We start from the raw sequence: 22,023 nt of genomic DNA, 5'->3' as shown, positions 1-22,023 counted from the left end.
ACGAGGGTGTGCAGGGCGGTGACCTTGGCGGTGGTGCAGCCGGTGATGCCCCCAGCGGTAGCTGGGGGAGGTAGCTGGGGGAGCTTGAGGACACCGCCGCGCAGCGGTGGTGCACCCCCGCACCCCCGCGGAAGCGGCGCGTCAGCCGGCGGTCCACCCGAACCGCGGTTCCCTGCGCTCCAGGAACGCGGCGACCCCTTCGGCGGTCTCGCCGCTGCGGCGCGCCTGCTCCGTCCAGTGGGCGAAGCGCCCGGCATCCGCCGGCCCGGCCGCGAACTCCTTGGCCGCCGCCTGGGTGAGCGGGGACCGGGAGGCGAGCACCCGGCTGAATTCCGCCACCCGTTTGCCGAGCTCCTCCGCGGGCCACACCTCGTCCACCAGACCGGTCCGCAGCGCCCGCTCGGCGTCGATCAGTTCGGCCGAGAACAGCAGGTACTTGGCCGTCGCCGGGCCCACCAGGTCGACCAGCCGCCGGGTGGAAGACGCCCCGTAGACGATGCCCAGCCGCGCCGGAGTCACCCCGAACGAGGAGCCCTCCGCCGCGAAGCGCACGTCGCAGGCGGCCGCGAGCTGGCAGCCGCCCCCCACGCAGTAGCCCCGCACCGCGGCGATCGTCGGCTTGGGGAAGGCGGCGAGGGCCTCCTCGGCCGCGACCGACAGGTCCTGGGAGGCCAGGCTGCCCTCGGTGAGCGAGGAGATGTCCGCGCCCGCGCAGAAGGTGTCCCCCTCACCGGTCAGGACCAGGACGCGGACCGCCGGATCGGCGGCGCAGCGTGCCAGCAGCTCCGGCAGGGCGCGCCACATGTCCGTGGTCATGGCGTTGCGCTTGGCGGGGTAGGCGATGCGGACGGTGGCGGTGGCGTCGGCTATGTCCAGATGCAGTGCGGGCTCCATGGCCGGATGTTATCCGGGGCGCGATCCCGCCCGCGGACCTAGGATCGAAAGGGAACCGGGGGGCGCTAGCGGAAAGTACGGAGGCGCTCATGGCCAGGGGCACGTTCGGGAACAGGCGCCGGGCCCAGCCGCCCGGGCGCCGGATCAGCCGTGGTTTCGGGGTGCTGGCCCTGCTGGGCGGGGTACTGGTCCTCGCCGGGCTCGTGGGGCTGGCCTACGTGGGGTTCGCGACGCTCACCACGATGGTCCTCTTCGGCTGGCTGCTGCTGATCGGCGGGGTCGTCGGCCTGCTGCACGCCGTCCAGTCGCGGGACAGCAGCTTCTTCTGGCTCGGCGTCGTGGTCGCCGCGCTGAACCTGGCCGCCGGGGTGGTGGTGATCCGGCGGCCGGAGGTGGCCGCGGAGGCGCTGACGATGTTCGCGGCGCTGCTCTTCCTGACCGGTGGGGTCTTCCGGCTGGTGGGCAGCCTGGTGGTGCGCGGTCCGCAGTTCGGCTGGACGCTCCTGCAGGGCGCCTTCGGGCTGCTGCTGGGCATCCTGGTCCTCGGCGACTGGCCGCACAGCAGCCGCTACGTGATCGGCACCTTCTTCTCCCTCGCCCTGCTCTTCGACGGGCTGGGCCTGATCGCGCTCGGGGTCGGCGGCCGGCGCGTGGTCGGCATGGTCGTGGCGGACGGAGCGCGGGACGGCGGGGCGGCGGCCGGGAGCGGTCGCATGCAAGGCCGCATGGAAGAAGATGTTCCAGATCGTTCAGCGAGCACCGGAAACGGTGGCCAGGAACAGTCGCGTGAGTGACCGTGGCATACGCGCGCGATCAAAACCTGTCGATAGGTGCTGACTTCTGTTCAGTCCACCCGGTACGGACCTGGACGTTCCCACACTCTGGGGTGCGGTCGACCAGGGTGAGGGGTGGGTATCGGACATGGAAATCCTCGGGAGCGTTCCGCCCGAACCGGGCCAGGCACCGCCCCGCAGACCGTTCGCCTTCGACGGTGCCTGGCGGTTCACCGCTCCCGCCCTCGACTCCTCCGTGCCCCGCGCCCGGCACGCCGTCCGCGACCTGCTCCGCCACCAGCGGGCGCCGCTGCGCGAGGACCTGCTGCACGGCCTGCTGCTGATCGTCTCCGAGCTCGTCACCAACGCCGTGCAGCACGCGGCGCTGCTCTCGCCCGAGGTGTCCGTGGAGGTCGCGCTCGGGCCGCACTGGGTACGGGTGGCCGTCGAGGACGACCACCCCTACCGGCCCAAGCCCCTGGAAGCCGACGACGACCGCATCGGCGGCCGCGGGCTGCTGCTGGTCAAGACCATCTCGGACGAGGCCGGCGGCCTGTGCGACGTCGAGCACACCGCGGGCGGCGGCAAGGTCGTCTGGGCCGCCCTGCCGCTCGGCGCGTCCGCTACCAGCCCGCCGCGTCCCCGGTGACCTCCCGCACCACGGGCCGCGCGGTGTCCAGCACATCCATGAACCACTGGGAGAAGGCGAACTTCTCCCGCAGCGCCTCCAGCTCGGCCGGGGTCACGAAGGCCGTCTCGCCGACCTCCTCCGCATCCGGGCGCGGCGGCGCGGTGACGGTCCCGACGAAGAGGTGGTTGTACTCCTGCTCGACCAGGCCCGAGGCCGGATCGGGGTGGTTGTAGCGCACCGTGCCCGCCTCGCGCAGCAGCGCGGGCGCCACGCCGAGCTCCTCGCCCGTGCGGCGGGCGGCCGCCACGAAGGGCGGCTCGCCCGGGTAGGGGTGGCCGCAGCAGGTGTTCGACCAGACGCCGGGGGAGTGGTACTTCCCCAGGGCCCGGCGCTGCAGCAGCAGCCGGCCGCGCGCGTCGAAGAGGAAGACCGAGAACGCCCGGTGCAGCATGCCCGGCGCGATGTGGGCGGCGAGCTTCTCGGCGGTGCCGATGGTTCTGCCGGCCTCGTCGACCAGCTCCAGCATGATCGGTTCGGCTGCGCCGTCGGCGGCGGGGACCACCGCGTCGTCGGTGGAGGGGCCCTCGGCTGGTGTGATCGGCATTGACCATCCTCGTCGTCGGTCTTCGACCTTCAAGTCTGCCGTACCCGGCCCGGGCGTCAATGACAGAGCCTGGCCTCGTGCTCCGCATGGCCGCTCGGCTCCAGCTGGAAGGTGCAGTGCTCCACGTCGAAGTGCTCGCCGAGGCAGCCTTGCAGGTCGTGCAGCATCTTCTCGTGCCCCGAGGAGTCCAGCGCGGCGTGATCGACCACCACGTGCGCCGACAGCACCGGCATGCCGGACGTGATCGTCCACACATGCAGGTCGTGGAGGTCCTCCACTCCGGGCAGCGCCATGATGTGCGACCGGATCTCGTCCATGTCGACGTGCTTGGGAGCCGCCTCCAGCAGGACGTCGAGCGCTTCCCGCAGCAGCTTGACCGTGCGCGGCACGATCATCAGCCCGATCACCAGCGAGGCGACGGGGTCCGCCTGGGTCCAGCCCGTGCCCATGATCACCAGCGCGGAGATCACCACGGCCAGCGACCCCAGGGCGTCCGAGAGCACCTCCAGGAACGCCCCGCGCACATTGAGGCTCTCCTTCTGGCCGCGCATCAGCAGCCCCAGGGAGATCAGATTGGCGACCACACCGACCAGACCGAAAACGACCGTCATGCCGCCCGGCACCTCGGTGGGGTTCGCCAGCCGGTCGACGGCCTCGAAGAGGATGAAACCGCCCACGCCCAGCAGGAGCAGACAGTTCAGCAGCGCCGCCAGGATCTCGGCCCGGGCGTACCCGTAGGTGCGCCGCCCGCCGGCGGGCCGGTTGGCGAAGTGGATCGCCACCAGCGCCATGCTCACCCCGACGGCGTCCGTCGCCATGTGGCCGGCGTCGGCGAGCAGCGCCAGCGAACCGGTCAGCGCGGCTCCGACGATCTCCGCGACGAGCACCGTCAGGGTGATCCCCAGCGCGATCCGCAGCCGCCCCCGGTAGGCGGCGGCCGCAGTGCCGCTCGTGCCCGGCGGGGGTCCCCCGTGCGAGTGGCCGTGGTCGTGCCCTGCGCCCATGAATGCCGCCTCCCATAGGGATGCCCGCTCGGCCGGCGGCTGCCGGCCGAGACCCAGTGAACTACGGGTGGGGGGTATCGGGCAACGCGGCACTGAACACCGTTGTCATATGCTCTGACCTGCGGCGATGCCCAGTGCGCTGATCAGCGACGACGAGCCTCGGGGTGGTGGTGGCACCACCCTTCCCACGCCGAAGTCACCATGGCGCGCACGTCGTGCGCCGGGGTCCAGCCGAGCTCGCGGGCGATCGTCTCGTTCGACGCCACGACACGCGCCGGATCACCCGGACGGCGCGGCTCGACCAGCGGCGCCGGCTCGCGGTGCCCGGTGACGCCGGCGATCAGATCCGCCATCTCGCGCACCGACACCCCCGTCCCGGTGCCGACGTTCAGCGTCAGATCGCCCGCGCCCGGCCGCTCGGCGAGCCGGCGGGCCGCCGCGAGGTGCGCGGTGGCCAGGTCCTCGATGTGGATGTAGTCACGGACGCAGGTGCCGTCGGGCGTGGCGTAGTCGTCCCCGAAGATCCGGGGGCTCTCGCCGCGGGTCAGCCGGTCGAACATCATCGGGATGATGTTGTAGACGCCGGTGTCGGCCAGCTCCGGGGCGGCCGCCCCCGCGACGTTGAAGTAGCGCAGGCAGGCCGTGGAGATGCCGTGCGCCGCCCCGGTGGCCCGGACCAGCCACTCGCCGGCCAGCTTGGTCTCCCCGTAGGGGTTCATCGGCGCGCAGGGGGTCTTCTCGGTCACCAGGTCGACGTCCGGCATGCCGTAGACCGCGGCGGAGGAGGAGAAGACGAAGCTGGTGACCCCCGCGGCGACCACGGCCTCCAGCAGGACCGTCAGCCCGTGCATGTTCTCCCGGTAGTAGAGCAGCGGCTTCTCCACCGACTCCCCGACCTGCTTCTTCGCCGCGAGGTGCACCACACCGCGCACGCCCAGCTCCGCGAGCGCGCGGTCCAGCAGCTCCCGGTCCAGCACCGAGCCCCGCACCAGCGCGCACTCCGCGGGCAGTCTCCCGGCGACCCCCGTGGACAGGTCGTCCAGCACGGCGACCCGTTCCCCGGCGTCCACCATCGCCCGCGCCACGTGCGCCCCGATATATCCGGCCCCACCTGTGATCAGCCACGTCATGCACGGCACCCTATTCCAGCCGGCATAAGGATCTCGTCGCGTTCACTCCAGTGCGCCCGGAACCCCACGGGCGGCTGGTACGTCCTGTCAGTGGCGGGAAGCCGGGGTGCACGTGCGGTGAACGGCGGCTTCCGGTGATCCGATAGCCTCTGCCGACGTGCCCGCACGCCGCCCGCCACCGGACAGGCCGGGCCGTGCCACGCCGCTGCCCGGCCGCCCCGCGGACCCGAGGCGGCCGCATCCGCTTCCAAGGAGTGAGTTCGTCTGTCGACCGCCATCGTCACCGGTACGCCGCCCGCCGGCTCCTCCCTCGAGGACGACCTGCGGTCGCTCGGCTTCGACGTGCGGATGGCGGCCGACGCCGCCTCCACCGCGACGGCCCTGGCCGCCGTGCCCGCGACCGAACGGGTCGCGCTCGTCGACGCCCGCTTCACCGGCCACGTCCACGCCCTGCGCCTCGCCCTGACCGACCCGCGCTTCCCCGCCGCCGCGGTGGAGGGCGCGCTCACGGCGCAGCCCGAGGCGCGCGGCGCGCTGACCCGCGCCCTCGGCGAGGCCGGCGGCCCCGGCACCGATGCCCTCACCGCCCGCCTGGAGGCGGACGGTGTCCCCGTGCACCGCCCCGACCTGGGCGTCCTTGTCGCCGCGGTGCCCGACAGCGCCGAGGCCCGGGCCAAGACCCGCGCCGAGGTCGACTCCGTCGACGACGAGGCCGTACGGCTGCGCACCGCCGTGAAGTCCCGTGACGGCTTCTTCACCACCTACTGCATCAGCCCGTACTCCCGCTACCTCGCGCGCTGGTGCGCCCGCCGCGGCTTCACCCCCAATCAGGTGACCACCGCCTCGCTGCTGACCGCGCTGATCGCGGCCGGCTGCGCGGCGACGGGCACCCGGGCCGGATTCGTCGCCGCCGGCGCCCTCCTGCTCTTCTCCTTCGTCCTGGACTGCACCGACGGGCAGCTCGCCCGCTACTCCCTGCAGTACTCCACGCTCGGCGCCTGGCTCGACGCCACGTTCGACCGCGCCAAGGAGTACGCCTACTACGCGGGCCTGGCCATCGGCGCCGCCCACGGCGGCGGCCACGACGACGTATGGGCCCTGGCGCTCGGCGCCATGGTGTTGCAGACCTGCCGGCACGTCGTCGACTTCTCCTTCACCGAGGCCAACCACGACGCCGCGGCCAACACCAGCCCCACCGCCGCCCTCTCCGACAGGCTCGACAGCGTCGGCTGGACGGTCTGGGCCCGCCGCATGATCGTGCTGCCCATCGGCGAGCGCTGGGCGATGATCGCCGTCCTCACCGCGCTCACCACCCCCCGCGTCGTCTTCTACGCCCTGCTCATCGGCTGCGCCCTGGCCGCCTGCTACACCACGGCCGGCCGGGTGCTGCGCTCGCTCACCCGCAAGGCCCGCCGCACCGACCGCGCGGCCCGGGCCCTGGCGGACCTCGCCGACTCCGGCCCCCTCGCGGAGGCGGCCGCCAAGGCGGCCGCCCGCCGGCCCGGCGGCGGCGCCACCGCCCCGGCCCTCGCGCTCGCCGGCGCCGCGCTGCTCCTCGTCCCGCTCTGGTGGCACCCCGAGCCCGGCTGGTGGCCGGTCCTCGGCGCGGGCCTCTACGCCCTCTTCGCGGGCGCGGCCGTCGCCAGGCCCCTCAAGGGCCCCCTGGACTGGCTGGTCCCCCCGGTCTTCCGCGCGGCGGAGTACGTGACGATCCTGGCGCTGGCCGCCCACTCGTCCGCGAGCGGCGCCCTTCCCGCGGCTTTCGGCCTGGTGGCCGCGGTCGCCTACCATCACTACGACACGGTGTACCGCATCCGCGGTGGCACCGGCGCGCCCCCGCGCCGACTGGTGCGGGCGATCGGCGGACACGAGGGACGGGTCCTGGCGGTCACCATCGCCGCCGCCCTGTGGCACGGCCAAGGCTTCACCACCGCGCTGACGGTCCTCGCGACCGCCCTCGCGCTCACGGTGCTCATCGAGAGCATCCGTTTCTGGGTGTCCTCCGGGGCACCCGCCGTACACGACGAAACAGGAGAACCCGCATGATCGGCCTCGTGCTGGCTGCCGGCGCCGGACGGCGTCTGCGCCCCTACACCGACACTCTGCCCAAGGCCCTGGTGCCGGTCGGCCCCGAGGGCGACGAGGAGTCGATCACCGTCCTCGACCTGACCCTGGGCAACTTCGCCGAGGTCGGTCTGACCGAGGTCGCGATCGTCGTCGGCTACCGCAAGGAGGCCGTGTACGCGCGCAAGGAGGCTCTTGAGGCCAAGTACGGCGTCAAGATCACCCTGATCGACAACGACAAGGCCGAGGAGTGGAACAACGCCTACTCCCTGTGGTGCGCGCGTGAGGTCCTGGGGCGCGGTGTGATCCTCGCCAACGGCGACACCGTCCACCCGGTCTCCGTCGAGAAGACCCTGCTGGCCGCCCGCGGCCAGGGCCAGAAGATCATCCTCGCCCTCGACACGGTCAAGCAGCTGGCCGACGAGGAGATGAAGGTCGTCGTGGACCCCGCCAAGGGCGTCCAGAAGATCACCAAGCTGATGGAGCCCGCCGAGGCCACCGGCGAGTACATCGGCGTCACGCTCATCGAGGCCGAGGCCGCCGAGGAGCTCGCCGACGCGCTGAAGACCACCTTCGAGCGCGACCCCGACCTCTACTACGAGGACGGCTACCAGGAGCTCGTCCACCGCGGCTTCAAGATCGACACCGCCCCGATCGGCGACGTCAAGTGGGTCGAGATCGACAACCACGACGACCTCGCCAAGGGCCGGGGGATCGCGTGCCAGTACTGACGAGGCTCATCCCCTCGCCGGTCGTCGTCGACATCCGGGCCGGAGCGCTGGACGATCTGGCGAAGATCCTCGCCGATCAGCGGATCTCCAGCTCCGGCAAGCTGGCCATCGCCATCAGCGGCGGCTCCGGGGCGAAGCTGCGCGAGCGGCTCGCCCCGGCGCTGCCCGGCGCCACCTGGTACGAGGTGGGCGGCGGCACGCTGGACGACGCGATCAAGCTCGGCGACGCGATGAAGTCCGGCCGCTACGACGCGGTGGTCGGCCTCGGCGGCGGCAAGATCATCGACTGTGCGAAGTACGCCGCCGCGCGGATCGGGCTGCCCCTGGTCGCCGTCGCGACGAACCTCTCGCACGACGGCCTGTGCTCGCCCGTCGCGACGCTGGACAACGACGCGGGCCGCGGCTCGTACGGCGTGCCCAACCCGATCGCCGTCGTCATCGACCTCGACGTCATCCGCGAGGCACCGGTCCGCTTCGTCCGCTCCGGCATCGGCGACGCGATCTCCAACATCTCCGCGGTCGCCGACTGGGAGCTCGCCCACCGCGAGCGCGGCGAGGACATCGACGGCCTGGCCGCGGCCATGGCCCGCCAGGCCGGCGAGGCCGTGCTGCGCCACCCCGGCGGCGTCGGCGACGACGGCTTCCTCCAGGTGCTGGCCGAGGGCCTGGTCCTCACCGGCATCTCGATGTCCGTCGCCGGCGACAGCCGCCCGGCCTCCGGCGCCTGCCACGAGATCAACCACGCCTTCGACCTCCTCTACCCCAAGCGCGCCGCCAGCCACGGCGAACAGTGCGGCCTCGGCGCCGCCTTCGCGATGTACCTGCGCGGGGCCCGCGAGGAGTCCGCACTGATGACCGAGGTACTGCGCCGCCACGGCCTGCCCGTGCTGCCGCAGGAGATCGGCTTCAGCGCCGAGGAGTTCGTCACAGCGGTCGAGTACGCCCCGCAGACCCGCCCCGGGCGCTACACGATCCTGGAGCACCTCGACCTCTCCACCGACCAGATCAGGGACGCTTACGCCGACTATGCCAAAACCGTCACTAGCTGAACTCCGTCCGGTCGTACACCCCGGCGGGCTCAAGGACCGGCGCAGCGGTGAGCACTGGGCCGGGCGCATCTACATGCGGGAGATCTCGCTGCGGTGCACCCGGGTCCTGGTGAACACCAGGCTCTCGCCCAACGGGTACACCGGCCTGATGATCCTCGCCGGGATCGCGGCGGGCGCGGCACTGCTGGTGCCGGGCCTGGCCGGGGCGATCCTGGGCGCGCTGCTCATCCAGCTGTACCTGCTGCTGGACTGCGTGGACGGTGAGCTCGCGCGCTGGCGCAAGGTCACCTCGACCACCGGCGTCTACCTCGACCGCGTGGGCCACTACCTCTCCGAGGCCGCCCTCCTGGTCGGCTTCGGCGTCCGCGCCGCGGACGTCTTCCACCGGGACGGCGCCACCACGCAGTGGCAGTGGGCCTTCCTGGGCACGGTGGCGGCGCTCGGCGCGATCCTGATCAAGGCCGAGACGGACCTGGTGGACGTGGCCCGCGCCCGCAGCGGCATGGCCGCGGCCGAGGACGCGGCCGCCACGCCCCGCTCGTCGGGCATGGCGCTGGCCCGCAAGGCCGCCGCCGCCCTGAAGTTCCACCGGCTGGTGGGCGGGGTCGAGGCGTCGCTGGTGATCCTGGCGGCCGGCATCGCCGACGCGGTCCACGGCGACCTGCTGTTCACCCGGATCGCGGTGGTCCTCCTCGCTGCCATCGCGGTGCTGCAGACTGTGCTGCACCTGGTATCCATCCTCGCTTCGAGCAGGCTCCGATGAGTGCTCCTTCCCTGAAGCTCGGCGCGGTCGTCCTCACCATGGGCAACCGCCCCGCGGAGCTGCGCGCGCTGCTGGAGTCCGTCGCCAAGCAGGACGGTGACCCCATCGAGGTCGTCGTCGTCGGCAACGGCTCCCCGCTCCCGCCGCTGGCCGTCCCCGGCCTGACCGTCCGCACCGTGGAGCTGTCGGAGAACGTCGGCATCCCCGCGGGCCGCAACGTCGGCATCGAGGCGTTCGGCCCCGCCGGGCGGGACGTGGACGTCCTGCTCTTCCTCGACGACGACGGGCTGCTGCCCGGCCAGGACACGGCCGAGCTGTGCCGGCGGGCGTTCGCCGCCGACCCGAAGCTGGGCATCATCAGCTTCCGGATCGCCGACCCGGACACCGGTGTCACCCAGCGCCGCCACGTGCCGCGGCTGCGCGCCTCGGACCCGATGCGCTCCTCGCGCGTCACCACCTTCCTCGGTGGCGCCAACGCCGCCCGCACCCGGGTCTTCGCCGAGGTCGGCGGGCTGCCCGACGACTTCTTCTACGCGCACGAGGAGACCGACCTCGCCTGGCGGGCCCTCGACGCCGGCTGGCTGATCGACTACCGGTCGGACATGGTCCTGCACCACCCGACCACGGCGCCCAGCCGGCACGCGGTCTACCACCGCATGGTGGCCCGCAACCGGGTCTGGCTGGCCCGCCGCAACCTGCCGGCGCCCCTGGTCCCGGTCTACCTCGGGGTGTGGCTGCTGCTGACCCTGGCCCGGCGCCCGTCGATGCCCGCGCTGCGCGCCTGGCTCGGCGGCTTCAAGGAGGGCTGGACGACTCCCTGTGGTCCGCGGCGCCCCATGAAGTGGCGTACCGTGTGGCGCCTGACCCGACTGGGTCGCCCTCCCGTGATCTGACAAGCTCGTGTCTGAGAGCATCGGGCGCGAACCGGGGCCACGCCCCGGCAGCGCACCCTGAGGACGAAAGTGTCAACTGTGAGCGAGACAACGCACGACAGTGCGGTCGCCATGAGTGCCCCGCCATCACCCGACGACGGACTCTCCGCCGCCGAGCTGGCCCAGAAGTACGGCCTCGCGGTGAGCGGGGCCCGCCCGCCCCTCGGGGAGTACACCCGGCAGCTGTGGGACCGGCGGCACTTCATCCTCGCGTTCTCCCGGGCGAAGCTGACCGCGCAGTACAGCAAGGCGAAGCTGGGCCAGGTCTGGCAGGTGGCCACCCCGCTGCTGAACGCCTCGGTGTACTTCCTCATCTTCGGCATCCTGATGGGCCAGAGCAAGGGGATGGGGATCCGCACCTACATCCCCTTCCTGGTGACGGGCATCTTCGTCTTCACCTTCACCCAGACCTCGGCGATGGCCGGCGTGCGCGCCATCGCGGGCAACCTGGGGCTGGTGCGGGCCCTGCACTTCCCCCGGGCCGCCCTGCCGATCTCCTTCGCCCTGCAGCAGCTCCAGCAGCTGCTGTACTCGATGGTGGTCCTCTTCCTCTTCCTGCTCGGCTTCGGGCACCTGCCCAAGCTGTCCTGGCTGCTGATCGTCCCGGTCCTGGTGCTGCAGTTCCTCTTCAACACCGGCCTCGCGCTGATCCTGGCCCGGGCGGGCAGCAAGACCCCGGACCTGGCCCAGCTCCTGCCGTTCATCACCCGTACGTGGATGTACGCGTCCGGCGTGATGTACAACATGGTCGAGGCGCTCCAGAAGACGAACGCCCCGGGCTGGGTGATCGACGTCCTGGGCGCCAATCCGGCCGCCGTCTACATCGACCTGATGCGCTGGTCCCTGATCGACGCCCACCAGGCGATCACCCTGCCGCCGCACGTCTGGGCGCTGGCCGTGGGCTGGGCGCTGCTGGTCGGAATCGGTGGCTTCGTGTACTTCTGGAAGGCTGAGGAGCAGTACGGCCGTGGCTGAACAGAACTCTCCCGCGCCGAGCGCGGCGACCGAGGCGGTGCCGCCGGCCTCGCCGAAGGTGCCCACCGTCATCGCGGACGACGTCCACATCGTCTACCGGGTCTACGGCGGCAGCACCGGCCGCGGCAGCGCGACGGCCGCCCTGAACCGGCTGATCCGGCGGACGCCGGGGGCCGGTGTCCGGGAAGTGCACGCCGTCAAGGGCGTCAGCTTCACCGCCTACCGCGGCGAGGCCATCGGCCTGATCGGCTCCAACGGCTCCGGCAAGTCCACCCTGCTCAAGGCCATCGCCGGGCTGCTGCCCGCCGAGCGGGGCAAGGTCTACACCGACGGCCAGCCCTCGCTGCTGGGCGTCAACGCCGCCATGATGAACGACCTCACGGGCGAGAAGAACGTGATGCTCGGCGGCCTGGCCATGGGCATGTCGCGCGAGCAGATCCGCGAGCGCTACCAGGAGATCGTCGACTTCTCGGGCATCAACGAGAAGGGCGACTTCATCACGCTGCCGATGCGGACGTATTCCTCCGGCATGGCGGCCCGGCTGCGGTTCTCCATCGCGGCGGCCAAGGACCACGACGTGCTGATGATCGACGAGGCGCTGGCCACCGGCGACCGCTCGTTCCAGAAGCGCTCCGAGGCCCGCATCCGCGAGCTGCGCAAGGAGGCCGGCACGGTCTTCCTCGTCAGCCACAACAACCGGTCCATCCGGGACACCTGTGACCGGGTGCTCTGGCTCGAACACGGGCGGCTGCTCATGGACGGGCCGACCGACGAGGTCGTGCGGGCCTACGAGAAGGAGACGGCCCGCTAGGGCGCCGCGCCCGGTCCCACCCCCTGGAACCGGGCCCTCCGCGGGTGCGCAGGGGCAGGGCTTGACTCTTCCGTAACGATCAACTGGCTTATTGGCAGGGTTGATTCGACTCCCGCGTGGCATTGTATGGATCAAGCACCTACCCGGTCGCGCGCCGGACATCTGTACGGCGTACGCTGTACCGTGCTGATTTGCGGCGAAGCGGGGCGATACCGGTGTATCTCCACGACGGCCCCCGCCGGAGTCGTGGCGGGAGGTGGCCAGGGGGAGCGCAGTGAGCACGGTGGGCGTGACGGGCAGTGCGCCTGCCCTGCGGCGTGTCCGAAATGGGATGTTCTGGGTCGGCAGTGTAGAACGGGAGATGTGACGGCAATGGCTACGGGAACTCTCCGGCTCCGAGGCGTGTCCGCCGTCCCCGACCCGATGACGCGTCCGGGCAGCCCCCGGTGACGCCCGGGACGGCCGCGCACGAGCGCGCCGTGCTCGACAAGGCCGCGCACGAAAACTTCCCCGTGGCGCCCTTCTTCGTGCCGCGCGCCTGGCGCCAGGACCTCATGGCCGTCTACGGCTACGCCCGCCTCGTCGACGACATCGGCGACGGCGACCTGGCCCCCGGCGGCCGCGACGCGGAGCTGCTCGGCCTCGACCGGGAACAGGCGGACGACCGCCTCGCGATGCTGGACGCCTTCGAGGCCGACCTGCTGCGCATCTTCGACCGCTCCGGCACCGGCCCCCGCCACCCCCTGCTGCTGCGGCTGCGCCCCACCGTGCGCCGGTGCGGTCTGACCCCGGAGCCCTTCCTCGGGCTGATCGAGGCCAACCGCCAGGACCAGCGGGTGCGCCGCTACGCCACCTACGCGGACCTGCTCGCCTACTGCGAGCTGTCCGCCAACCCCGTCGGCCGCCTCGTCCTGGGCCTCACCGGCACCGCCAGCCCCGAGCGGATCCGCCGCTCGGACGCGGTCTGCACCGCCCTGCAGATCGTCGAACACCTTCAGGACGTCGCCGAGGACCTCGGACGTGACCGCGTCTACCTCCCCGCCGAGGACATGGAGCGCTTCCGTGTCAGCGAGGCCGATCTGGCCCGTCCGACCAGCGGCGCGTCGTTGCGCGCCCTGGTCGCGTACGAGGCGGAACGCGCCGGGGAACTGCTGAATGAAGGCACCCCCCTGGTGGGTAGCGTCCACGGCAGGTTGAAGCTGTTGCTCGCGGGGTTCGTGGGCGGGGGGAGGGCCGCGCTCCGCGCGGTCTCCGCCGCGGGATACGACGTACTGCCCGGACCGCCCAAGCCCACCAAGCTCAGCGTGCTGCGCGAGGTGGGAGTGACACTGCGAAGAGAGGGGTGAGCGGGACCGTGAACGGATCGCCCGAAGCGTCCGCGCCGGTGCTCGCCGCGTACAGCTACTGCGAGGCAGTTACCGGCCAGCAGGCCGGTAACTTCAGCTACGGCATCAGACTGCTGCCGACCGCCAAGCGGCGCGCCATGTCGGCGCTGTACGCCTTCTCGCGGCGCGTGGACGACATCGGCGACGGCCGGCTGGACGTGGAAGCCAAGCGCCTCCGCCTGGAGGAGACGCGTGCGCTGCTCGCCCGGATCCGGGAGGGCCGGATCGAGGAGGACGACACCGACCCGGTGGCCGTCGCGCTCAGCCATGCCGCCCGCGTCTTCCCGATCCCGCTCGGCGGGCTCGACGAGCTCATCGACGGCGTGCAGATGGACGTGCGCGGGGAGACCTACGAGACGTGGGACGACCTCGCCGTCTACTGCCGCTGTGTCGCGGGCGCCATCGGGCGGCTCTCGCTCGGGGTCTTCGGCACCGTCCCCGGCGCACGCGATGCCGCGCGCGCCGCGGAGTACGCCGATACCCTCGGTCTCGCCCTCCAGCTCACCAACATCCTCCGCGACGTCCGCGAGGACGCCGCCAACGGCCGGGTCTACCTGCCCGCCGACGACCTCGCCAAGTTCGGCTGCTCCGCGGGCTTCCACTCCGCCACGGCCCCGGCCGGGGCCGACTTCACCGGCCTCGTCCACTTCGAAGTCCGGCGCGCCCGCGCGCTGTTCGCCGAGGGCACCCGCCTGCTGCCCATGCTCGACCGGCGCAGCGGCGCCTGCGTGGCCGCCATGTCCGGCATCTACCGCAGGCTGCTGGACCGCATCGCCCAGGACCCGGAAGCCGTGCTGCGCGGCCGGGTCTCCCTCCCCGGACGCGAGAAGGTGTACGTCGCCGTGCGCGGTCTGTCCGGTTTCGACGCCCGTGACGTCGAACGGCGGACCGCCGGGGAGCGCGCTTGATGCCCCATGGCCCGACAGGCAACCGGTGTGCAACCCTCCGTCGATCGCGCACGTCACTGACAGCAGCCGAGGGGGTGGGCGCATGACGGCACCACGGACGACCCGGACCGGAGCGCAGCGCGCGGACGGGCCGGGCCGCCCCGACGGGGCGGCCGCGGTGGTCGTCGGCGGCGGCCTCGCCGGCATCACGGCCGCGCTGGAGCTCGCCGACGCCGGCCTGCGGGTCACCCTCGTCGAGGGGCGGCCACGGCTGGGCGGCCTCGCCTTCTCCTTCCGCCGCGGCGGCCTCACCATCGACAACGGCCAGCACGTCTACCTGCGCTGCTGCACCGCCTACCGGTGGTTCCTCGACCGCGTCGACGCCGGTGCGCTCGCCCCGCTGCAGCGCCGCCTGGACGTCCCCGTCCTGGACGTCGGCCACCCCTCCGGCCGGCCGCGCCTGGGCCGGCTGCGCCGCACCGCCCTGCCCGTGCCGCTGCACCTCGCGGCCAGCCTCGCCACCTACCCGCACCTCTCGCTCGCCGAGCGGGCCGGCGTCGGGCGCGCCGCCCTGGCCCTGGGCGCCCTCGACCTGGAGGACCCCGCCCTGGACCGCGAGGACTTCGCGAGCTGGCTGCGCCGCCACGGCCAGTCGGCCCGCACCGTCGAGGCCCTGTGGGACCTCGTCGGCGTCGCCACCCTCAACGCCACCGCCGACCAGTCCTCGCTGGGCCTGGCCGCCAAGGTCTTCAAGACCGGACTGCTCTCCGAGCCCGGTGCCGCCGACATCGGCTGGGCGCACGTCCCCCTGGGCGAGCTGCACGACACCCGCGCCCGCGCCGCGCTGGACAAGGCGGGCGTCCGCACCGAGCTGCGTACCCGGGCCACCGGCATCACCCGCGCCACGGACGGCGGTTGGCACGTCGACCTCGCCTCGGCGGCCGGCGGCGAGCGGCTCGACGCGGACGCCGTCGTCCTCGCCGTGCCCCAGCGCGAGACCCACGCCCTGCTGCCCGAGGGCGCCCTCGACGACCCCGGCCGGCTCCTGGAGATCGGCACCGCGCCCATCCTCAACGTCCACGTCGTATACGACCGCAAAGTCCTGCGGCAGCCCTTCTTCGCGGCGCTCGGCTCCCCGGTGCAGTGGGTCTTCGACCGCACCGACTCCTCGGGCCTCGCCGCCCGCGGCGAGGGCGGGCAGTACCTGGCCGTGTCCCAGTCGGCCGCCGGGGACGACATCGACCGGCCCGTCGCCGAGCTGCGCGAGCGCTACCTCCCCGAGCTGGAGCGGCTGCTGCCCGCCGCGCGCGGCGCCGGCGTCCGGGACTTCTTCGTGACCCGGGAGCGGACAGCGACGTTCGCCCCCACCCCGGGCGTCGGCCGGCTGCGGCCGCACGCCCCGACCGACGCGCCCGGCCTGTACCTGGCCGGCGCGTGGACCGCCACCGGCTGGCCCGCGACCATGGAGGGCGCGGTGCGCAGCGGTTTCCATGCCGCCGGCGCGGCGCTCTCCGGCCTCGGCCGACCGCGTCGGCACCCCTTGCAGGAGGCGGCATGAGCGAGGCGAGCCACCCGTCGTCGCGTCCCCGCAACGGGGCACGCACGAGCACGACCACCCAAGGAGAGACCGTGACTTCGGCGATCCCAGCTGTCGACACCGCAGGCGTGCACGCCCTGCTGGAGCGCGGACGGACGCTAGCCACGCCGGTGCTGCGTGCTGCCGTGGACCGTCTCGCAGCACCCATGGACACCGTCGCCGCCTACCACTTCGGCTGGATCGACGCCGAGGGGCGGCCGACCCACGGCGACGGCGGCAAGGCCGTCCGGCCCGCGCTCGCCCTGCTCTCGGCCGAGGCGGCCGGCGCGCCCCCCGAGGTGGGCATCCCGGGCGCCGTCGCCGTGGAGCTCGTGCACAACTTCTCGCTGCTCCACGACGACCTGATGGACGGTGACGAGCAGCGCCGCCACCGCGACACGGTGTGGAAGGTGCACGGCCCGGCGCAGGCCATCCTCGTCGGCGACGCCCTCTTCGCGCTCGCGAACGAGGTGTTGCTGGAGCTCGGCACGGTCGAGGCCGGCCGGGCCACCCGCCGGCTGACGACCGCCACCCGCAAGCTGATCGACGGCCAGGCCCAGGACATCTCCTACGAGCACCGGGAGCGGGTCACCGTCGAGGAGTGCCTGGAGATGGAGGGCAACAAGACGGGCGCCCTGCTCGCCTGCGCCGTCTCCATGGGCGCGGTCCTCGGCGGCGCCGACGACCGGACGGCCGACATCCTGGAGTCCTACGGCTACCACCTGGGCCTCGCCTTCCAGGCCGTGGACGACCTCCTCGGCATCTGGGGCGACCCGGAGTCCACCGGCAAGCAGACCTGGAGCGACCTGCGCCAGCGCAAGAAGTCCCTCCCGGTCGTCGCCGCCCTCGCGGCCGGCGGCCCCGCCTCGGAGCAGCTCGCCGCGCAGCTCGCCGCCGACGCCAAGCTCGGCGACGCCCAGTCCGCCGACTTCGACGAGGAAGAATTCGCCCGCCGGGCGGCGTTGATCGAAGAGGCGGGCGGCCGGGAGTGGACCTCCCAGGAAGCCCGCCGCCAGCACGCCACCGCGATCGAGGCCCTGCACAGGGTCGACATGCCAGCAGAGGTCCGGGCGCAGCTCATCGCGCTCGCCGACTTCGTCGTCGTACGAAAGAGATGATTCCCATTCACCCGATCTAGCAGATCGCAGTCGCCGGTCGGCGCGCCCTGTCGGGGCGCCGGCCGACGGAACCCCCAGCACAGCAGAGAAGTAACGATCACTGCACAAAGGGGAAACCATGACAGCGACGACCGACGGAAGCACCGGGGCCCTCCCGCCCCGCGCAGCCGCGGCCACCGACAGCACCACCGTCCCGCTCCCGCCCGCCGGCGCGGGGAGCGGGACGGCCACCGCCGCGGAGCGGGCCACGGCCCGGGCGGTGGAACACCTCCTGTCCCGCCAGGACAGCCGGGGCTGGTGGAAGGGCGACCTGGAGACCAACGTCACCATGGACGCCGAGGACCTCCTGCTCCGTCAGTTCCTGGGCATCCAGGACGAGCGGATCACCCGGGCCGCGGCCCGCTTCATCCGCTCCCAGCGGCGGCCGGACGGCACCTGGGCCACCTTCCGCGGCGGCCCCGCCGAGCTGTCCGCGACCATCGAGGCGTACGTCGCCCTCAAGCTCGCCGGGGACGACCCCGAGGCCCCGCACATGGCGGCCACCTCGCGGTGGATCCGCGAGCAGGGCGGCATCGCGGGCGCCCGGGTCTTCACCCGCATCTGGCTCGCCCTCTTCGGCTGGTGGAAGTGGGACGACCTCCCCGAGCTGCCACCCGAGCTGATGTTCCTGCCGAAGTGGTTCCCGCTCAACATCTACGACTTCGGCTGCTGGGCGCGGCAGACCATCGTCCCGCTGTCGATCGTCTCGGCGCTGCGGCCCGTCCGGCCCGCGCCGTTCGCCCTCGACGAGCTGCACACCGACCCCGCGCGGCCGAACCCCCCGCGCCCCCTGGCCCCGGCCCTCGGCTGGGACGGCGTCTTCCAGCGCCTGGACAAGGCGCTCCACCGGTACCGGAAGTTCCCCGTGCGGCCGCTGCGGCGCGCCGCGCTCGACTCCGCGGCCCGCTGGATCATCGAACGCCAGGAGAACGACGGCAGCTGGGGCGGGATCCAGCCCCCCGCCGTCTACTCCGTCATCGCCCTCCACCTCCTCGGCTACGACCTCGACCACCCCGTGCTGCGCGCCGGGCTGGAGTCGCTGGACCGTTTCGCCGTCTGGCGCGAGGACGAGCCGCCCGGCCCCGGCGGCGGGGAAGGGGGCCCCGTCCGGATGGTCGAGGCGTGCCAGTCCCCGGTGTGGGACACCTGCCTCGCCACCATCGCGCTCGCCGACGCCGGGGTGCCCGCCGACCACCCCGCGCTCGTCAAGGCGGCCGACTGGATGCTGGACGAGCAGATCCTGCGCTCCGGCGACTGGGCGGTGCGCCGGCCGGAACTGCCGCCCGGCGGCTGGGCGTTCGAGTTCCACAACGACAACTACCCCGACATCGACGACACCGCCGAGGTCGTCCTCGCCCTCAAGCGCGTGCGGCACCCCGACCCCGGGCGCCTGGAGGCCGCCGTCCGGCGGGCCGCCCGCTGGACGGCGGGGATGCAGTCGAGGAACGGGGCGTGGGGCGCCTTCGACGCCGACAACACCAGCCCCTTCCCCAACCGCCTGCCGTTCTGCGACTTCGGCGAGGTCATCGACCCGCCGTCCGCCGACGTCACGGCGCACGTGGTGGAGATGCTCGCGGTCCTCGGCCGGCAGCACGACCCCCGCGCCCGGCGCGGCATCGAGTGGCTGCTCGGCGAGCAGGAGGCCAACGGCGGCTGGTTCGGCCGCTGGGGCGTCAACTACCTCTACGGCACCGGCTCGGTGGTCCCCGCGCTCGTCGCCGCCGGGATCCCCGCCTCCCACCCCGCCGTCCGCCGGGCCGTGCGCTGGCTGGAGAGCGTCCAGAACGACGACGGCGGCTGGGGCGAGGACCTGCGCTCCTACCGCGACCCCGAGTGGATCGGGCGCGGCGCCTCCACCGCCTCCCAGACGGCCTGGGCCCTGATGGCCCTGCTCGCCGCGGGGGAGCGGGAGGGCAAGGCCGTCGAGCGCGGGGTGGCCTGGCTGGTGGAGACCCAGCGCGCGGACGGGTCCTGGGACGAGCCGGAGTTCACCGGCACCGGCTTCCCCTGGGACTTCTCCATCAACTACCACCTCTACCGCCAGGTCTTCCCCGTCACGGCCCTCGGCCGCTACGTGCACGGGGAGCCCTTCGCCCCCGGACACCTGGAGGCGTGATGACACCCGGCACGGGCACCCCCGGCCACGCACCGCTGCTGGTCGCCTGTGCGCTCGGCATCGAGCGCCTCGCCCTGCGGGGCACCGGCCGCGGCGGTGCGGCGGGGCCCGTGACCGTCCTGCGCACCGGCATGGGTCCGCTGGCCGCGGACCGGGCCGTGACCCGGGCACTCGGCGGCTCCGCGGCGGCCCTGCGGGACGCCGCCGTGATCGCCACCGGGTTCTGCGCCGGCCTGGCGCCGGGGATGCACCCCGGCGACCTGGTCGTCGCCGACGAGACCCGCGACCGCGAGGGGCGCACGGAGTGCTCCGGGGTCGAGCTGCTCGCCGAGGAGCTCGCCCGTGTCGCCCCCGCGAGCGTCATCCACACCGGCCCGCTGGTCGGCTCGGACCACGTCGTGCGCGGCGCGGAGCGGGCGGCCCTGCACGCCGCCGGCGCACTCGCGGTGGACATGGAGTCCGCAGCCACACTGCGAAGCGCCGTCCGCCTGGGCTCACGCCCGGTTGCGGCCGTCCGGGTGGTCGTGGACGCTCCAGAACATGAACTCGTACGAATCGGGACGTTGCGGGGTGGAATATCAGCCTTCCGGGTGCTCCGCACCGTCCTTCCGGCTTTTATCGAATGGCACCGTTCTTTACTGCTCCCCAGGAGGTGAGCCAGATGGCCATGCCGCTCCGTCAGTCCATCAGGGTGGGAACCTACCTTTTTGAACAGAAGCTCCGGAAGCGGGAGAAATTCCCGCTGATCGTCGAGCTCGAACCACTCTTCGCCTGCAACCTCAAGTGCGAGGGCTGCGGGAAGATCCAGCACCCGGCCGGTGTGCTCAAGCAGCGCATGCCGGTCGCGCAGGCGGTCGGCGCCGTGCTGGAGTCCGGGGCGCCCATGGTCTCCATCGCGGGCGGCGAGCCCCTGATGCACCCGCAGATCCATGAGATCGTCCGCCAGTTGGTGGCCAAGCGGAAATACGTCTTCCTGTGCACCAACGCGTTGCTGATGCGCAAGAAGATGGAGAAGTTCACGCCGTCGCCCTATTTCGCGTTCGCCGTGCACATCGACGGGCTGCGGGAGCGGCACGACGAGTCCGTTGCGAAGGAAGGCGTCTTCGACGAGGCGGTGGAGGCGATCAAGGAGGCCAAGCGGCGCGGCTTCCGGGTCACCACCAATTCCACCTTCTTCAACACCGACACCCCCCAGACCATCATCGAGGTCCTCAACTTCCTCAATGACGACCTGGCGGTGGACGAAATGATGATTTCGCCCGCCTATGCCTACGAGAAGGCCCCCGACCAGGAGCACTTCCTGGGCGTCGAGCAGACCCGCGAGCTGTTCAAGAAGGCGTTCTCCGACGGCAACCGGCGGCGCTGGCGCCTCAACCACAGCCCGCTCTTCCTCGACTTCCTGGAAGGCAAGGCGGATTTCCCGTGCACCGCGTGGGCGATCCCCAACTACTCCCTCTTCGGCTGGCAGCGCCCCTGCTACCTGATGAGCGACGGGTACGTGCCGACCTACCGGGAGCTCATCGAGGACACCGACTGGGAGAAGTACGGGCGGGGCAAGGACCCGCGCTGCGCCAACTGCATGGCGCACTGCGGCTACGAGCCGACGGCCGTCCTCGCCACCATGGGATCGCTCAAGGAGTCCCTGCGCGCCGCCCGTGAGACCATCGCCGGAAACCGGGGCTGAGGGCCGGCCATGAGCGCCCCGGAGACGGTCTCCCTGGGCCTGCCGGGCGTACCGGCCCGACCCTTGGCGGTGCGCCGCGTCTCGCGGCGCATCCAGGTCGGGTCGGTCGCCGTCGGCGGCGACGCACCCGTATCGGTGCAGTCGATGACCACCACGGTGACGGCGGACATCGGCGCCACTCTCCAGCAGATCGCCGAGCTCACGGCGTCCGGCTGCCAGATCGTCCGGGTGGCGTGCCCGTCGCAGGACGACGCCGACGCGCTCCCGGTCATCGCGAAGAAGTCGCAGATCCCGGTGATCGCCGACATCCACTTCCAGCCGAAGTACGTCTTCGCGGCGATCGACGCGGGCTGCGCGGCGGTCCGCGTCAACCCCGGCAACATCCGGCAGTTCGACGACAAGGTGCGGGAGATCGCGAAGGCTGCCTCGGACGCGGGCACCCCCATCCGGATCGGCGTCAACGCGGGCTCGCTGGACCGGCGGCTGCTGGAGAAGTACGGCAAGGCCACCCCGGAAGCTCTCGTCGAGTCCGCGCTGTGGGAGGCGTCGCTGTTCGAGGAGCACGGTTTCCGGGACATCAAGATCTCGGTCAAGCACAACGACCCGGTCGTGATGATCAATGCCTACCGGCAGCTCGCGGCGCAGTGCGATTACCCGCTGCACCTGGGCGTCACCGAGGCGGGCCCGGTCTTCCAGGGCACCATCAAGTCCGCCGTCGCCTTCGGGGCGCTGCTCTCCGAGGGCATCGGTGACACCATCCGGGTCTCCCTGTCGGCCCCGCCGGCCGAGGAGATCAAGGTCGGCATGCAGATCCTGGAGTCCCTGGGCCTGCGCCAGCGCCGCCTGGAGATCGTCTC

General features: G+C 72.5%; 21 protein-coding genes. 17 read left to right on the top strand and 4 right to left on the bottom strand.

The window, feature by feature from the left end; all coding sequences use genetic code 11:
* Positions 1–141: 141 nt before the first annotated feature.
* Positions 142–894, bottom strand: coding sequence for an enoyl-CoA hydratase-related protein (locus ABZ951_RS30560; protein WP_344085787.1), 753 nt, complete (start codon positions 892–894; stop codon positions 142–144).
* An 89-nt stretch (positions 895–983) separates the two neighbouring features.
* Here ABZ951_RS30560 and ABZ951_RS30555 point away from each other — a divergent pair, with 89 nt between their 5' ends.
* Positions 984–1,688 carry a DUF308 domain-containing protein gene (locus ABZ951_RS30555; protein ID WP_344085790.1) on the top strand — a complete coding sequence of 235 codons (705 nt, stop codon included), beginning with the start codon at positions 984–986 and terminating at the stop codon, positions 1,686–1,688.
* Positions 1,689–1,815: 127 nt separating this feature from the next.
* On the top strand, positions 1,816–2,316 hold the full coding sequence (locus ABZ951_RS30550) for an ATP-binding protein (RefSeq protein ID WP_344085793.1): 501 nt from the start codon (positions 1,816–1,818) through the stop codon (positions 2,314–2,316).
* On the opposite strand, the gene idi is transcribed toward ABZ951_RS30550, so the two are convergent.
* The 3 genes from idi to galE all read right to left on the bottom strand — a co-directional run bounded on the left by idi (position 2,291) and on the right by galE (position 5,036).
* Positions 2,291–2,902: an isopentenyl-diphosphate Delta-isomerase gene (idi, locus tag ABZ951_RS30545; RefSeq protein ID WP_344085796.1), complete on the bottom strand. Its 612-nt coding sequence runs from the start codon at positions 2,900–2,902 to the stop codon at positions 2,291–2,293. The two genes, ABZ951_RS30550 and idi, sit on opposite strands and share 26 nt — an antisense overlap.
* A 56-nt stretch (positions 2,903–2,958) precedes the next feature.
* The gene (locus tag ABZ951_RS30540) at positions 2,959–3,906 is read right to left on the bottom strand and encodes a cation diffusion facilitator family transporter (RefSeq protein WP_344085799.1); all 948 of its coding nucleotides are present in this window, start codon (positions 3,904–3,906) and stop codon (positions 2,959–2,961) included.
* Between the two features lie 143 nt (positions 3,907–4,049).
* Entirely contained in the window at positions 4,050–5,036 is a 987-nt protein-coding gene (gene galE, locus ABZ951_RS30535) for a UDP-glucose 4-epimerase GalE (RefSeq protein WP_344085802.1), read from the bottom strand.
* Between the two features lie 264 nt (positions 5,037–5,300).
* Here galE and ABZ951_RS30530 point away from each other — a divergent pair, with 264 nt between their 5' ends.
* From ABZ951_RS30530 to ispG, 15 genes are all read left to right on the top strand, one after another.
* Complete coding sequence (locus ABZ951_RS30530) at positions 5,301–7,082, top strand: DUF5941 domain-containing protein (RefSeq protein WP_361281285.1); 1,782 nt, start codon at positions 5,301–5,303, stop codon at positions 7,080–7,082.
* Positions 7,079–7,831, top strand: coding sequence for a phosphocholine cytidylyltransferase family protein (locus tag ABZ951_RS30525; protein WP_344085805.1), 753 nt, complete (start codon positions 7,079–7,081; stop codon positions 7,829–7,831). The genes ABZ951_RS30530 and ABZ951_RS30525 overlap by 4 nt, the downstream gene beginning before the upstream one ends.
* Complete coding sequence (locus ABZ951_RS30520; RefSeq protein WP_344085808.1) at positions 7,819–8,880, top strand: iron-containing alcohol dehydrogenase family protein; 1,062 nt, start codon at positions 7,819–7,821, stop codon at positions 8,878–8,880. Before ABZ951_RS30525 ends, ABZ951_RS30520 begins: the two co-directional genes overlap by 13 nt.
* Positions 8,858–9,643, top strand: coding sequence for a CDP-alcohol phosphatidyltransferase family protein (locus tag ABZ951_RS30515; RefSeq protein ID WP_344085811.1), 786 nt, complete (start codon positions 8,858–8,860; stop codon positions 9,641–9,643). Before ABZ951_RS30520 ends, ABZ951_RS30515 begins: the two co-directional genes overlap by 23 nt.
* Entirely contained in the window at positions 9,640–10,536 is an 897-nt protein-coding gene (locus ABZ951_RS30510; protein ID WP_344085814.1) for a glycosyltransferase, read from the top strand. The genes ABZ951_RS30515 and ABZ951_RS30510 overlap by 4 nt, the downstream gene beginning before the upstream one ends.
* Positions 10,537–10,614: 78 nt before the next feature.
* Positions 10,615–11,550, top strand: a complete 936-nt coding sequence (locus ABZ951_RS30505) for an ABC transporter permease (RefSeq protein ID WP_344085817.1) — start codon at positions 10,615–10,617, stop codon at positions 11,548–11,550.
* Positions 11,551–11,587: 37 nt separating this feature from the next.
* On the top strand, positions 11,588–12,361 hold the full coding sequence (locus tag ABZ951_RS30500) for an ABC transporter ATP-binding protein (RefSeq protein WP_344086115.1): 774 nt from the start codon (positions 11,588–11,590) through the stop codon (positions 12,359–12,361).
* A 479-nt stretch (positions 12,362–12,840) separates the two neighbouring features.
* Entirely contained in the window at positions 12,841–13,707 is an 867-nt protein-coding gene (gene hpnC / locus ABZ951_RS30495) for a squalene synthase HpnC (RefSeq protein ID WP_344086119.1), read from the top strand.
* The gene (gene hpnD, locus ABZ951_RS30490) at positions 13,704–14,654 is read left to right on the top strand and encodes a presqualene diphosphate synthase HpnD (protein WP_344085820.1); all 951 of its coding nucleotides are present in this window, start codon (positions 13,704–13,706) and stop codon (positions 14,652–14,654) included. Before hpnC ends, hpnD begins: the two co-directional genes overlap by 4 nt.
* Before the next feature lie 82 nt (positions 14,655–14,736).
* Positions 14,737–16,191 carry a hydroxysqualene dehydroxylase HpnE gene (gene hpnE, locus ABZ951_RS30485; RefSeq protein WP_344085823.1) on the top strand — a complete coding sequence of 485 codons (1,455 nt, stop codon included), beginning with the start codon at positions 14,737–14,739 and terminating at the stop codon, positions 16,189–16,191.
* Between the two features lie 71 nt (positions 16,192–16,262).
* Complete coding sequence (locus ABZ951_RS30480) at positions 16,263–17,327, top strand: polyprenyl synthetase family protein (protein ID WP_344085826.1); 1,065 nt, start codon at positions 16,263–16,265, stop codon at positions 17,325–17,327.
* A 118-nt stretch (positions 17,328–17,445) separates the two neighbouring features.
* The gene (gene shc / locus ABZ951_RS30475) at positions 17,446–19,482 is read left to right on the top strand and encodes a squalene--hopene cyclase (protein WP_344085829.1); all 2,037 of its coding nucleotides are present in this window, start codon (positions 17,446–17,448) and stop codon (positions 19,480–19,482) included.
* Positions 19,482–20,138, top strand: coding sequence for a 1-hydroxy-2-methyl-2-butenyl 4-diphosphate reductase (locus ABZ951_RS30470; protein WP_344085832.1), 657 nt, complete (start codon positions 19,482–19,484; stop codon positions 20,136–20,138). Before shc ends, ABZ951_RS30470 begins: the two co-directional genes overlap by 1 nt.
* A gap of 5 nt (positions 20,139–20,143) precedes the next feature.
* Entirely contained in the window at positions 20,144–21,166 is a 1,023-nt protein-coding gene (hpnH, locus tag ABZ951_RS30465; RefSeq protein WP_344085835.1) for an adenosyl-hopene transferase HpnH, read from the top strand.
* Between the two features lie 9 nt (positions 21,167–21,175).
* On the top strand, positions 21,176–22,023 hold an 848-nt coding region (gene ispG / locus ABZ951_RS30460; protein ID WP_361281272.1), incomplete at its 3' end, for a flavodoxin-dependent (E)-4-hydroxy-3-methylbut-2-enyl-diphosphate synthase.

This window comes from Streptomyces sp. NPDC046215 (assembly GCF_040646215.1).
GTDB classification, from domain to species: Bacteria; Actinomycetota; Actinomycetes; order Streptomycetales; family Streptomycetaceae; genus Streptomyces; species Streptomyces stramineus.
Note: the sequence above shows the minus strand (reverse complement) of the source record. Positions and strands in the feature narration are given on the sequence as shown.